12 protein-coding genes are annotated in these 12,961 nt (G+C 59.2%); 8 read left to right on the forward strand and 4 right to left on the reverse strand.

All coding sequences use genetic code 11. The annotated features are described in order from the left end of the window. Nucleotides 1-71 precede the first annotated feature (71 nt). From PMI27_RS08590 to PMI27_RS08580, 3 genes are read right to left on the reverse strand one after another with little or no spacing between them, the layout of a single operon-like run. Nucleotides 72-467 (reverse strand): hypothetical protein, encoded by a 396-nt coding sequence (locus tag PMI27_RS08590; RefSeq protein WP_008151564.1) that lies wholly within the window; start codon nt 465-467, stop codon nt 72-74. Between the two features lie 8 nt (nt 468-475). After that, nucleotides 476-904, reverse strand: coding sequence for a DNA polymerase III subunit chi (locus tag PMI27_RS08585; RefSeq protein ID WP_008151565.1), 429 nt, complete (start codon nt 902-904; stop codon nt 476-478). Nucleotides 905-964: 60 nt separating this feature from the next. Next, nucleotides 965-2,455 carry a leucyl aminopeptidase gene (locus PMI27_RS08580; protein WP_008151567.1) on the reverse strand — a complete coding sequence of 497 codons (1,491 nt, stop codon included), beginning with the start codon at nt 2,453-2,455 and terminating at the stop codon, nt 965-967. Between the two features lie 306 nt (nt 2,456-2,761). On the opposite strand from PMI27_RS08580, the gene lptF reads away from it, so the two are divergent. The 8 genes from lptF to pdxJ all read left to right on the forward strand — a co-directional run bounded on the left by lptF (nt 2,762) and on the right by pdxJ (nt 11,352). Beyond that, nucleotides 2,762-3,880, forward strand: coding sequence for an LPS export ABC transporter permease LptF (gene lptF, locus PMI27_RS08575; RefSeq protein ID WP_008151568.1), 1,119 nt, complete (start codon nt 2,762-2,764; stop codon nt 3,878-3,880). Further along, nucleotides 3,873-4,934 (forward strand): LPS export ABC transporter permease LptG, encoded by a 1,062-nt coding sequence (lptG, locus tag PMI27_RS08570; RefSeq protein WP_008151570.1) that lies wholly within the window; start codon nt 3,873-3,875, stop codon nt 4,932-4,934. Before lptF ends, lptG begins: the two co-directional genes overlap by 8 nt. A 171-nt stretch (nt 4,935-5,105) precedes the next feature. Beyond that, nucleotides 5,106-6,905 (forward strand): translation elongation factor 4, encoded by a 1,800-nt coding sequence (lepA, locus tag PMI27_RS08565; protein WP_008151572.1) that lies wholly within the window; start codon nt 5,106-5,108, stop codon nt 6,903-6,905. A 5-nt stretch (nt 6,906-6,910) separates the two neighbouring features. Further along, a complete protein-coding gene (gene lepB, locus PMI27_RS08560) occupies nt 6,911-7,765 on the forward strand; it encodes a signal peptidase I (RefSeq protein ID WP_008151574.1) in 855 nt (284 codons plus the stop codon). A 184-nt stretch (nt 7,766-7,949) separates the two neighbouring features. Beyond that, nucleotides 7,950-8,639 carry a ribonuclease III gene (rnc, locus tag PMI27_RS08555; RefSeq protein ID WP_033053426.1) on the forward strand — a complete coding sequence of 230 codons (690 nt, stop codon included), beginning with the start codon at nt 7,950-7,952 and terminating at the stop codon, nt 8,637-8,639. Continuing rightward, nucleotides 8,632-9,534 (forward strand): GTPase Era, encoded by a 903-nt coding sequence (era, locus tag PMI27_RS08550; RefSeq protein WP_008151577.1) that lies wholly within the window; start codon nt 8,632-8,634, stop codon nt 9,532-9,534. Before rnc ends, era begins: the two co-directional genes overlap by 8 nt. Nucleotides 9,535-9,706: 172 nt before the next feature. Further along, complete coding sequence (gene recO, locus PMI27_RS08545) at nt 9,707-10,396, forward strand: DNA repair protein RecO (protein ID WP_008151579.1); 690 nt, start codon at nt 9,707-9,709, stop codon at nt 10,394-10,396. A 209-nt stretch (nt 10,397-10,605) separates the two neighbouring features. After that, complete coding sequence (gene pdxJ, locus PMI27_RS08540; protein ID WP_008151581.1) at nt 10,606-11,352, forward strand: pyridoxine 5'-phosphate synthase; 747 nt, start codon at nt 10,606-10,608, stop codon at nt 11,350-11,352. Between the two features lie 128 nt (nt 11,353-11,480). Here the strand turns inward: pdxJ and mltF are convergent, their stop codons facing one another. Further along, nucleotides 11,481-12,941: a membrane-bound lytic murein transglycosylase MltF gene (gene mltF / locus PMI27_RS08535; protein ID WP_033053427.1), complete on the reverse strand. Its 1,461-nt coding sequence runs from the start codon at nt 12,939-12,941 to the stop codon at nt 11,481-11,483. Between the last annotated feature and the right edge of the window lie 20 nt (nt 12,942-12,961).

Raw genomic sequence — 12,961 nt, forward strand, 5'->3', positions numbered from 1 at the left:
TTGGGGCCGCTTCGCGACCCAACGGGGGTAAACCCCCTCGCCACAAAGGCTCGCTCCCACAGGGATAGGGGTTATTCGTACTGGCTCAACAACCGTTCCATTCGCGCAGCCAAGCGGCGTTTGATTTCGGTTTCGATGTGCGGGGCGAAGTCGTCGATCACGTCTTGCATGATCAATTGCGCGGCAGCGCGCAGTTCGCCATCCAGGTGCAGCAGGTCGTCGGGCCCCTTGCTGGCGGCGGGTGCCGGTTGGGCAGCAGGGGCTGCTGGGGCGGGTGGCGTCGGTTCGAGAATGGGCGGGCTGGCGCCGACCGTATCGAACAGCATCGGAATCTGTTCCTGGTCACCTTCCTCGACCGTGTCGGTGAGCAAGGGCGGTTGCAGGTTGTCGTCGCCGAGCAATTGACGGATCGACTCAAGGTCGTCCAGCAGGTGCGCGGACTTTTGCAGCGGTTTTGGAGTGTCCATCGGAATGCTCAGAGTCGCTGTAAACGGTGATCTTGCAGAGGATAGCCCTGTTCGCGGTAGAAACGGAAACTCTCCCGCGCAGCCGTACGAATCGTCGGATCTTCCACCACCACTTCCGCCACGCGGGCGAACTTGTTGGCGAATGCCGGGACTTTCAGGGCGAGATTGACCAACAGGTCCTGATGCGGGCCGCAGTCATCGCCAAGGCCCAACACAATCAAACCGTCCGGCTCATTTTCAGCGGGGCCGTGGGGCACAAAGCTTTCGCCCTTGAAGGCCCACAGACGCGCATCGAGATCGTCACGCTGGGCAGCATCGGTGCAATGCAGATAGATGCGGTGACCCATGCGCCAGGCTTTTTCGGTGAGCTTGCAGGCAAAGTCCAGCCGCGCCGAAGGATCGGCGCTGGGCAGGATATAGAAGTCGACTTTGGTCATTGCGGTTCCTGAGCTTCAAGTGGCATCACCCGAGGGAGATGCCACCGGAAGTCATCGGTTTCAGGCTTTGGCGCGGTCCAGCAGGTATTGGGTCAGCAATGGAACCGGACGGCCAGTGGCGCCCTTGTCCTTGCCGCCGCTGGTCCAGGCCGTGCCGGCGATGTCCAGGTGCGCCCAGTTGAGGTTCTTGGTGAAGCGCGACAGGAAGCAGGCAGCGGTGATGGTGCCGGCTTTCGGGCCGCCAATGTTGGCGATGTCGGCGAACGGGCTGTCCAGCTGTTCCTGGTACTCATCGAACAGCGGCAGTTGCCAGGCGCGATCGTCAGCCGATTGGCCAGCGCTCAGCAGTTGGCCGATCAGTTCGTCGTTGTTGCCCAGCAGGCCCGACGTGTGGGAACCCAATGCAACGACGCAAGCGCCGGTCAGGGTCGCGATGTCGATCACCGCTTGCGGCTTGAAGCGCTCGGAGTAGGTCAGGGCGTCGCACAGCACCAGACGGCCTTCGGCGTCGGTGTTGAGGATTTCCACGGTCTGGCCGCTCATGGTGGTGACGATGTCGCCAGGACGCGAAGCGTTGCCGCTCGGCATGTTCTCGGCGCAGGCCAGGATGCACACGAGGTTGATCGGCAGTTTCAGCTCGAGCACGGCACGCAGCGTACCGAATACGCTGGCAGCGCCGCCCATGTCGTACTTCATTTCATCCATGCCGGCGCCCGGTTTCAGGCTGATGCCGCCAGTGTCAAAGGTGATGCCTTTGCCGACCAGTGCATACGGCTTCTCGGATTTCTTGCCGCCGTTGTATTGCATGACAATCAGGCGCGGTGGCTGGGCGCTGCCCTGGCCCACGGCGTAGAACGAGCCCATGCCCAGGTCCTTGATCTTCTTTTCATCAAGGACTTCGACTTTCAGGCCCTTGAATTCTTTGCCCAGGTTCTTCGCTTGCTCACCGAGGAACGTCGGGTGGCAGATGTTCGGCGGCAGGTTGCCCAGGTCGCGGGTGAACGCCATGCCGTTGGCGATGGCAGTGGCGTGGGCCACGGCGCGCTCGACTTCAGCCTGTGCCGCCTTGATGGTCACCAGGGTGACTTTCTTCAGGGTGCGAGGTTCGGCTTTCTGGCTCTTGAACTGATCGAACGTGTATTCGCCGTCGACCAGGGTTTCGGCCAGCAGGCGGGTCTTGCCGTAGCTGTCACGGCCTTTGATCACGACTTCGTCCAGTGCCAGGACCGCATCGCTGCCGCCCAGGCCTTTAAGGGTGTTGAGGATGCCGGCAATGATCTTGCGGAACGGGCGGTCGCCCAGCTCTTCGTCTTTGCCCACGCCCACCAGCAGCACGCGTTCGGCCTTGAGGTTCGGCAGGCTGTGCAGCAACAGACTCTGACCGACTTTGCCAGCCAGGTCGCCGCGCTTGAGCACAGCGCTGATAGCGCCACCGCTCAGTTCGTCGAGTTGTTTGGCAACGGCGCCGAGCTTGCGGCCTTCGCCGACGGCGACCACCAGAGTGGCGGTTTTCAACGTTTCTGGGCTAACGCTTTTTACAACCAGTTCCATGTCCGGGTCCCTGAATTAATGGTCAACACGCAAGAGCTCGACGGCATGCATTCGAGCTTGCTTATAAATAGGAAGACGCAGGTCACGGCCCGCGACAAAGGCCGCAGTTTGAACCTCGTGCCCCGAGCCTGACAACCCTCGGTCGTACGATCTTCAGCGCTTTACCCGCCTGCTTGAGCATGCGCAGTGACAGGCGGACCCATTCACAGGATAATGCGCCAACTTTTTCGGCGGCTCTGCCCTGCGGGCCGTCTGATACGTTTGCTTGTTTGGCCGCCTTAGCCTGACAACCCTGGAGTGTCTGGTTTGATTGTCTTCCGTTACCTATCCCGCGAAGTCCTGTTGACCTTGAGCGCCGTCAGCGCTGTGCTGCTGGTCATCATCATGAGCGGTCGCTTCATCAAGTACCTCGCCCAGGCGGCCTCTGGCCTCCTGGATCCGGGCTCGCTATTCCTGATCATGGGCTTTCGTCTGCCGGGTTTCCTGCAGCTGATTTTGCCTTTGGGCCTGTTTCTCGGAATCCTGCTGGCCTATGGTCGCTTGTACCTTGAAAGCGAAATGACGGTGCTGTCTGCCACCGGCATGAGCCAGCAGCGTCTGTTTGCCATGACCCTTTTCCCAGCCACCCTGGTCGCACTGGTGGTGGCATGGCTGAGCCTGAGCCTGGCACCACAAGGCGCCAATCAGTTCCAGTTGCTGTTGAACAAGCAGGATGCCCTGACCGAGTTCGACACCCTCGAGCCGGGTCGCTTCCAGGCGCTGCGTGACGGGACGCGGGTGACCTACACCGAAACGCTGTCGGATGATCGCATCAACCTCGGCGGCGTATTCATTTCGCAGAAAAACGTCAATTCCGATAACAAGGATCGCGGGATTTCCGTGCTGGTGGCCGAGAAGGGCCGTCAGGAAATTCGGCCCGATGGTAACCGTTACCTGATTCTCGACAACGGCTATCGCTATGACGGCAATCCGGGTCAGGCCGACTATCGGGCGATCAAGTACGAGGAGTACGGCGTCTTGCTGCCCAAGCCGGACGTCAGCGACGAGGTGACTGACCGTGACGCGATGTCCACCGGCGCGTTGCTGGGCAGTGACGACATCCGTTTGCATACCGAGCTGCAATGGCGTTTGTCCTTGCCGTTGCTGGTCTTCATCGTGACCTTGATGGCGGTGCCGTTGTCGCGGGTCAATCCGCGTCAGGGCCGTTTCCTCAAGCTGTTGCCGGCGATTCTTCTATATATGGCTTACCTGTCCATCCTGATTGCCGCTCGTAGCGCCCTTGAAAAGGGCAAAATCCCGCCAGCTCTGGGGTTGTGGTGGGTGCATGCAATCTTCCTGGCCATAGGCCTGGGCTTGCTCTATTGGGAACCCTTGCAGTTGAAGCTGGCGAGTCGTCGCAGCGCGCTGGAGGTGGCTCGTGGATAAGCTCGATCGCTACATTGGTAGCAGCGTATTCGTGGCAATTCTGGCGGTACTGGGGATCATTCTCGGTCTGGCGACGCTGTTCGCGTTCATCGATGAAATGAGTGAGGTCAGCGATACCTACACCTTGGTCGACGTGTTGAGTTATGTCCTGCTGACCGCGCCGCGGCGTCTTTACGACATGTTGCCGATGGCTGCGCTGATCGGTTGCCTGATCGGCCTCGGCAGTCTCGCCAGTCACAGCGAGCTGACCATCATGCGCGCTGCGGGCGTGTCGATCGGGCGCATCGTCTGGGCGGTCATGAAGCCAATGCTGATCCTGATGGTGGTGGGTGTGCTGATCGGCGAATACGTTGCGCCGGCCACCGAAGTCACTGCTCAGGCCAATCGCTCCCTGGCTCAGGGCGGCGGCGATGCGCAGAGCGCCAAGCATGGTTTGTGGCACCGCCAGGGAGATGAGTTTATCCACGTCAACTCTGTGCAACCCGATGGTTTGCTGTACGGCGTCACCCGTTATCGTTTCGATAATGAGCGTCATATGCTGTCTTCCAGCTTCGCCAAGAAGGCGAAGTTCGATCAGGACCACTGGCAATTGAGCGACATCACCACCACGCTGTTCCATGAAAAGAGCACTGAAGTGGTCACTACCCCGGTCGAGCGCTGGGATGTCGCCTTGAGTCCGCAGCTGTTGAATACCGTGGTCATGTCGCCTGAGACGCTGTCGATCAGTGGTCTATGGGGGTACATCCACTACCTGGCTGACCAGGGCTTGAGCAATGGTCGTTACTGGCTGGCATTTTGGGTCAAGGTGTTGCAGCCGCTGGTCACCGCCGCGCTGGTGCTGATGGCAATTTCCTTCATTTTCGGTCCGTTGCGCTCGGTGACCCTCGGTCAGCGGGTGTTCACCGGTGTGCTGGTGGGCTTCACCTTTCGCATTGTTCAGGATTTGCTCGGTCCTTCGAGCCTGGTCTTCGGTTTCTCGCCACTGTTTGCGGTCCTTGTGCCGGCGGGTGTTTGTGCCTTGGCCGGGGTCTGGTTGTTGCGTCGGGCCGGTTGATCAAGGGTTTCTCCTGACCTTGCAGGTCACTCAAAACGCCCCTGTCGCAAGACCGGGGCGTTTTTGTAGGCGCCGTCTGACCTGCGAACGTGACGCTTGCGCCGTGGATCAGGTACAATTCCCGGCTATTTTTCGGCGGGCTATGCCTGCAGCCTTTTTGAGTGTTGATCCGTGAGTGATTTGAGTCATATCCGCAATTTCTCCATCATCGCCCACATTGACCATGGCAAGTCGACGCTGGCCGATCGCTTCATCCAGATGTGTGGCGGCCTTGCCGAGCGCGAAATGGAAGCCCAGGTTCTGGACTCCATGGACCTGGAACGTGAACGCGGGATCACCATCAAGGCCCACAGCGTCACCCTGTATTACACCGCTCGCGATGGCATCAAGTACCAGCTGAACTTCATTGACACCCCGGGCCACGTCGACTTCACCTATGAAGTCAGCCGGTCGCTGGCGGCCTGTGAAGGCGCGTTGCTGGTGGTCGATGCCGGTCAGGGCGTTGAAGCGCAGTCGGTAGCCAACTGCTACACCGCGATTGAGCAGGGCCTGGAAGTGATGCCGGTCCTGAACAAGATCGACCTGCCTCAGGCCGATCCGGACCGCGTGAAAGAAGAAATCGAAAAAATCATCGGCATCGATGCCACCGACGCGGTCGAGTGCAGTGCCAAGACCGGTCTGGGCGTCGACGAAGTGCTGGAGCGTCTGGTCAAGACCATTCCTGCGCCGACCGGCAACTATGAAGATCCGCTGCAAGCGTTGATCATCGACTCCTGGTTCGACAACTACCTGGGCGTTGTTTCCCTGGTTCGCGTGCGCCACGGTCGTGTGAAGAAGGGCGACAAGATCCTGGTCAAGTCCACCGGCAAGATCCACCTCGTGGACAGCGTCGGTGTCTTCAACCCGAAACACACCGCCACCGTTGACCTGAAGGCCGGCGAAGTGGGCTTCATCATCGCTGGCATCAAGGACATTCACGGTGCGCCGGTCGGTGACACCCTGACCTTGAGCTCCACGCCGGACGTCGACGTGCTGCCAGGCTTCAAACGCATTCAGCCGCAGGTATACGCCGGCCTGTTCCCGGTCAGCTCCGACGACTTCGAAGATTTCCGTGAAGCCCTGCAAAAGCTCACGCTCAACGACTCGTCCCTGCAATACACCCCGGAAAGCTCCGACGCACTGGGCTTCGGCTTCCGTTGCGGGTTCCTCGGCATGCTGCACATGGAAATCATCCAGGAGCGCCTGGAGCGCGAGTACGACCTGGACCTGATCACCACGGCGCCGACGGTAATTTTCGAGCTGCTGCTGAAAACCGGCGAAACGATTTACGTCGACAACCCGTCGAAGCTGCCAGACCTGTCCTCGATCGAAGACATGCGTGAACCGATCGTGCGGGCCAATATTCTTGTGCCGCAAGAGCACCTGGGCAACGTCATTACCCTGTGCATCGAGAAGCGTGGCGTCCAGCACGACATGCTGTTCCTCGGTACCCAGGTCCAGGTGACCTACGATTTGCCGATGAACGAAGTGGTCCTGGACTTCTTCGACCGTCTGAAATCCACCAGCCGTGGCTATGCTTCGCTGGATTACCATTTCGATCGTTATCAATCGGCTAATCTGGTGAAACTGGATGTGCTGATCAACGGTGACAAGGTCGACGCCCTGGCGTTGATCGTGCACAAGGATAACGCGCACTACAAAGGTCGCCAGCTGACCGAGAAGATGAAAGAACTGATTCCACGTCAGATGTTCGACGTCGCAATCCAGGCCGCCATTGGCGGGCAGATCATTGCGCGGACTTCCGTCAAGGCACTCAGAAAGAACGTATTGGCCAAATGCTACGGCGGTGACGTTAGCCGTAAGAAAAAACTGCTGGAAAAGCAAAAGGCCGGTAAAAAACGCATGAAGCAAGTCGGTAACGTGGAAATTCCACAAGAAGCCTTCCTTGCAGTGCTCAGGTTGGATAGTTAGGTCCTATGTCACTAAATTTCCCGCTGTTGCTGGTCATCGCCGTGTTCGTCTGCGGCCTGTTGGCGTTGCTCGATCTGCTGTTCCTGGCGCCACGGCGCCGGGCTGCCATTAACTCTTACCAGGGTAGCGTCAGCCAGGCTGACATGGTGGTGGTCGAGAAACTGAACAAAGAGCCGCTGCTGGTCGAATACGGCAAGTCGTTCTTCCCGGTGTTGTTCATCGTGCTGGTACTGCGCTCGTTCCTGGTGGAACCGTTCCAGATTCCTTCGGGCTCGATGAAACCTACACTGGATGTTGGCGACTTCATTCTGGTGAACAAGTTTTCTTACGGGATCCGCTTGCCGGTGATCGACAAGAAAGTCATCGAAGTCGGTGATCCACAGCGCGGCGATGTGATGGTGTTCCGCTACCCGAGCGATCCGAACGTCAACTACATTAAACGTGTGGTGGGCCTGCCGGGTGACCAGATTCGTTACACCGCCGACAAGCGTCTGTTCGTCAACGGTGAGTCGATTGCCGAACAACTGGTCGGCTCCGAGCCGGGCACGTTGGGCAGCGCTGAGCTCTACAAGGAAAAACTCGGCATCGCCGAGCACCTGATCCGCAAGGAAATGAGCCGCTATCGTGCATCGCCGGACCATACATGGACCGTGCCTGCCGGGCACTACTTCATGATGGGCGACAACCGCGACAACTCGAACGACAGTCGCTACTGGGATGATCCGAGCATTCCCAAGGATCTGCTGGGCATGGTTCCCGACAAGAATATCGTCGGCAAGGCCTTTGCAGTCTGGATGAGCTGGCCGGAACCCAAACTCAGTCACCTGCCGAATTTCTCGCGGGTTGGCCTGATCAAGTAATCAAACACGGCGCTGTTGAACACAGCGCCGAATGCATTTCTGGAGTCGGCACAATCGACGCCAGACGCATGAAAACAATGATATTCAGGACGTAATTTTTGAACACAGCGTTAATTGTCCCAAGCCTGCGCCGCACCACGGCGATGGCGGTGGAATCCAGCCACGAACTCAGCGTGGGTAAACCGTGAGCGTCTCCTTAAGCCGTCTAGAGCGTCAGCTCGGCTACACCTTCAAGGATCAGGAACTGATGGTCCTGGCCCTGACTCACCGCAGTTTTGCCGGGCGTAACAACGAACGCCTGGAATTCCTCGGTGATGCCATCCTTAACTTCGTCGCTGGCGAGGCGCTGTTCGATCGCTTCCCGCTGGCCCGCGAAGGTCAGTTGTCGCGCTTGCGCGCACGCCTGGTGAAAGGCGAGACCCTGGCCGTACTGGCTCGTGGTTTCGATCTGGGCGAATACCTGCGCCTGGGTTCCGGTGAATTGAAAAGCGGCGGGTTCCGTCGCGAGTCGATTCTGGCCGATGCCCTTGAAGCGCTGATTGGTGCGATCTACCTGGATGCCGGCATGGACATGGCACGTGAACGCGTGTTGGCCTGGCTGGCCGGGGAGTTCGAAGGCCTGACGCTGGTCGACACCAACAAAGATCCAAAAACCCGCCTGCAAGAGTTCTTGCAGTCCCGTGGTTGCGAACTGCCGCGTTACGAAGTGGTGGATATCCAGGGTGAGCCGCATTGCCGGACGTTCTTCGTCGAATGTGAAATCACCTTACTGAATGAAAAAAGCCGAGGTCAGGGTGTGAGCCGTCGTATTGCCGAACAGGTAGCGGCCGCTGCAGCACTGATTGCCCTGGGCGTGGAGAATGGCCATGACTGATTCAACTGCAACTCGCTGTGGCTATGTCGCCATCGTCGGCCGTCCCAACGTGGGCAAGTCCACGCTGCTGAACCACATCCTCGGTCAGAAGCTGGCGATCACCTCGCGCAAGCCTCAGACCACTCGCCACAATATGCTCGGCATCAAGACCGAGGGCGCCGTGCAGGCGATCTACGTCGACACCCCCGGCATGCACAAAGGTGGCGAGAAAGCCCTGAACCGCTACATGAACAAGACCGCTTCGGCAGCGCTGAAAGACGTCGACGTGGTGATCTTCGTGGTTGACCGCACCAAGTGGACCGACGAAGACCAGATGGTCCTCGAGCGCGTTCAATACGTGACCGGCCCGCTGATCGTGGCGCTGAACAAGACTGACCGCATCGAAGACAAAGCCGAGCTGATGCCGCACCTGACCTGGTTGCAGGAACAGTTGCCGAACGCGCAGATCATGCCGATCTCGGCCCAGCACGGGCATAACCTCGAAACGCTGGAGCGCGTGATTGCTGGTTACCTGCCAGAAAACGATCACTTCTTCCCGGAAGACCAGATCACCGACCGCAGCAGCCGCTTCCTCGCCGCTGAACTGGTACGCGAGAAAATCATGCGCCAGATGGGCGCCGAGCTGCCGTACCAGATCACCGTCGAAATCGAAGAGTTCAAGCAACAGGGCAAAACCCTGCACATCCATGCCTTGATCCTCGTCGAGCGCGACGGCCAGAAGAAAATCATCATTGGCGACAAGGGTGAGCGGATCAAGCGCATCGGCACCGAGGCACGCAAGGACATGGAGTTGCTGTTCGACTCCAAGATCATGCTCAACCTCTGGGTCAAGGTGAAAGGCGGCTGGTCCGACGATGAGCGCGCCTTGCGTTCGCTGGGTTACGGCGACCTGTAACACCGGTTCCTGATACACCGAAGTACCCTGTGGGAGCGAGCCTGCTCGCGATAGCGGTCTGCCAGTCAACATCAATGTTGAATGTCATGCCCTCATCGCGAGCAGGCTCGCTCCCACATTGGTTTTGGGTGGTTTATAAATCTGTGCTGACTCATTGAGAACGCTGACTTCCATGTCCCAAACCCCTCCCATCGGCCAACCCGCCTTCGTGCTCCACTCCCGCGCTTACCGCGAGAACAGCGCATTGGTGGATTTCCTCACGCCGCAAGGCCGGCTGCGGGCGGTGTTGCGCAGTGCGCGGGGCAAGGCCGGGACGTTGGCACGGCCGTTCGTGCCGCTGGAAGTCGAATTCCGTGGGCGTGGTGAGTTGAAGAATGTCGGGCGCATGGAAAGCGCTGGCGTCTCCACCTGGCTCAATGGTGAGGCGCTGTTCAGCGGTCTCTACCTCAATGAGCTGTTGATTCGGCTGCTGCCGTCCGAAGACCCGCATCCCGCTGTGTTTGACCATTACGCCGCGACCCTGCTTGCGCTTGCTGAAGGTCGTCCGCTGGAACCGTTGTTGCGTTCCTTCGAATGGCGGCTGCTGGATGACTTGGGTTACGGCTTCGCTCTGACTACCGACATTCATGGCGAGCCCATCGCGCCGGATGGTCTCTACCGTCTGCAAGTGGATGCGGGGCTCGAACGGGTCTACCTGCTGCAACCCGGTCTGTTCAACGGCACCGAACTGTTGGCCATGGCCGATGCAGATTGGTCAGCCCCCGGCGCGCTATCGGCAGCCAAGCGATTGATGCGCCAGGCACTGGCCGTTCATCTGGGCGGTCGTCCCTTGGTAAGTCGCGAGTTGTTTCGCAAGCCGTAGGGTCTGTTGATGCTTGGCAGCGGCCGCGCCGGGCGCCCACTTGGCGCAAGGCTGCGTTGCTCGGAACTTATTTGGAACAACCAAACTATGTTCCTCGCGCCTTGCCCTGCACCAAGTGGTCATCCGTCGCGGCCGCTGCCAAACATCAACAGACCCTATCTCCCCGTGTATGCTGTGCACCGAACTTTCCCTTCTTCAGGAGCGCTTCCGTGACCACCAGCAATCGCATTCTTCTTGGCGTGAACATCGACCATGTTGCCACCCTGCGTCAGGCCCGGGGCACTCGCTATCCGGATCCGGTCAAGGCAGCACTGGACGCGGAAGAGGCGGGCGCTGACGGCATAACCGTGCACCTGCGCGAAGACCGTCGGCACATTCAGGAGCGCGACGTGTTGCTGCTCAAGGATGTGCTGCAAACCCGCATGAACTTCGAAATGGGCGTGACCGAGGAGATGATGGCGTTCGCCGAGCGCATCCGCCCGGCGCACATTTGCCTGGTGCCGGAAACCCGTCAAGAGCTGACGACCGAAGGTGGTCTGGACGTGGCGGGGCAGGAAGCGCGGATCAAGGCGGCGGTGGATCGTCTGGCGAAAATCGGCTGTGAAGTGTCGCTGTTCATTGATGCTGACGAGCGGCAGATCGAAGCGTCCCGTCGTGTTGGTGCGCCGGCTATTGAACTGCATACCGGTCGTTATGCCGATGCCGAGACGCCGACCGATGTGGCTGAAGAGCTCAAGCGTGTGGCGGATGGCGTGGCGTTTGGTCTGGCTCAAGGTTTGATCGTCAATGCTGGCCACGGTCTGCACTATCACAACGTTGAAGCTGTAGCGGCGATCAAGGGCATCAACGAACTGAACATCGGCCACGCGCTGGTGGCTCATGCGTTGTTCGTCGGGTTCAAGTCGGCGGTGTCTGAAATGAAAGCACTGATCCTGGCTGCTGCGCTCAAGGGCTGACGTCGGCGGCGCTGCCATCGCGGGCAAGCCTTGCTCCTACAGGTCCGTGTCGAACGCACAACTTTCGTTCACCCGGACCTGTAGGAGCAAGGCTTGCCCGCGATGGCGTCTTTGAAGGCTGCGAAGATTTAAAGCTGTGGGGTTTCCGGATTTGGCTTGGTCTTGTCGACCCCCGGCACATGCAGGTTGCCTTCGGCGACCTGATTGCCTTCAAGCTGCGGCTGCGTCACCCAGGTCAGGATGTCGTAGTAGCGACGGATGTTCGCCACAAAGTGAACGGGTTCGCCGCCACGGGCATAGCCGTAACGGGTTTTGCTGAACCACTTCTTCTCGGACAGGCGCGGCAGGATCTTTTTCACGTCCAGCCACTTGTTCGGGTTCAGTCCTTCCTTGGCCGCCAGTTTGCGCGCGTCATCCAGATGACCGCTGCCAACGTTGTAGGCCGCCAGTGCAAACCATGTGCGATCCGGCTCCTGGATCGACTCATCCAGCTGATCCTTCATGTAGGCCAGGTACTTGGCGCCACCCATGATGCTTTGTTTAGGGTCCAGTCGATTAGACACACCCATGGCCTGCGCAGTGTTCTGGGTCAGCATCATCAGGCCGCGCACGCCAGTCTTCGACGTGACGGCCGCTTGCCATAGCGATTCCTGATAACCGACCGCGGCCAGCAAGCGCCAATCGACTTTCTCTTTCTTGGCGTACGCCTTGAAGTGCTGTTCGTATTTGGGCAGACGTTGCTGCAAGTGTTGGGCGAAGGTGGTGGCGCCCATGTAACCCAGTACATCGACGTGCCCGTAATAGCGGTCTTTCAGACGCTGCAAGGTGCCGTTTTTCTTCACCTTGTCGAGGTAGTCGTTGATCTCGTTGAGCAAGCTGTTGTCGTCGCCAGCGGCCACCGCCCAGCTCTGGTTGCTGGCGTCACCGAGGTCGAAGGCTACCCGCACGTTGGGGAAGTAGACCTGGTTCATCGCGACTTCGTTTGAATCGACCAGGGTCAGGTCTATCTGATCTTCATCGACCATCCGCAGCAAGTCGACGACTTCAACGGCGTCGGACTCTTCGTATTCAATGCCGGGATATTTCTTTTTCAGCTCCGCCAATTGCTCGGCGTGGGTGCTGCCCTTGAGCACCATGATCTTCTTGCCCACCAGATCCTTCGCGTCGGTCGGCCGGGATTGGCCGTTGCGATAGATGACCTGCGGGGTGACTTCGAGATAGGAGTGGGAAAACCGCACCTGCTTTTTACGTACTTCGCTGCTGACCAGGCCGGCAGCAGCGATCACCGGGCCGTTGGGCTTGCCCACCTGATTGAACAGGTCGTCGAGGTTGTCGGCGGTTTCGATTTTGAGTTCCACCCCCAGATCGTCGGCGAAGCGCTTCACCAGCTCGTATTCGAAGCCGGTTTCACCGTTGCGATCCTGAAAGTAGGTGGCGGGGCTGTTACGGGTAACCACCCGCAGCACGCCATCCTCCTTTACGCGCTCCAGCGTGTTGGGTTTATCAACACAGCCACTGAGCACCAGGAAGAGTCCGGTTGCGATCAGCCATTTGGCGAACCGCGGACGCAAAGCCGTTGGGGAAAACATCTGCGCAGTATACGCAAAGG

The organism is Pseudomonas sp. GM41(2012) (genome assembly GCF_000282315.2).
Classification (GTDB): domain Bacteria; phylum Pseudomonadota; class Gammaproteobacteria; order Pseudomonadales; family Pseudomonadaceae; genus Aquipseudomonas.

Bases quoted from the DNA above. Each gene is read 5' to 3' on its own strand.
- PMI27_RS08585 (WP_008151565.1), bottom strand. From the start codon at position 904: ATGACCAAAGTCGACTTCTATATCCTGCCCAGCGCCGATCCTTCGGCG.
- lepB (WP_008151574.1), top strand. From the start codon at position 6,911: ATGTCACTAAATTTCCCGCTGTTGCTGGTCATCGCCGTGTTCGTCTGC.
- mltF (WP_033053427.1), bottom strand. From the start codon at position 12,941: ATGTTTTCCCCAACGGCTTTGCGTCCGCGGTTCGCCAAATGGCTGATC.
- PMI27_RS08590 (WP_008151564.1), bottom strand. From the start codon at position 467: ATGGACACTCCAAAACCGCTGCAAAAGTCCGCGCACCTGCTGGACGAC.
- recO (WP_008151579.1), top strand. From the start codon at position 9,707: ATGTCCCAAACCCCTCCCATCGGCCAACCCGCCTTCGTGCTCCACTCC.
- era (WP_008151577.1), top strand. From the start codon at position 8,632: ATGACTGATTCAACTGCAACTCGCTGTGGCTATGTCGCCATCGTCGGC.
- PMI27_RS08580 (WP_008151567.1), bottom strand. From the start codon at position 2,455: ATGGAACTGGTTGTAAAAAGCGTTAGCCCAGAAACGTTGAAAACCGCC.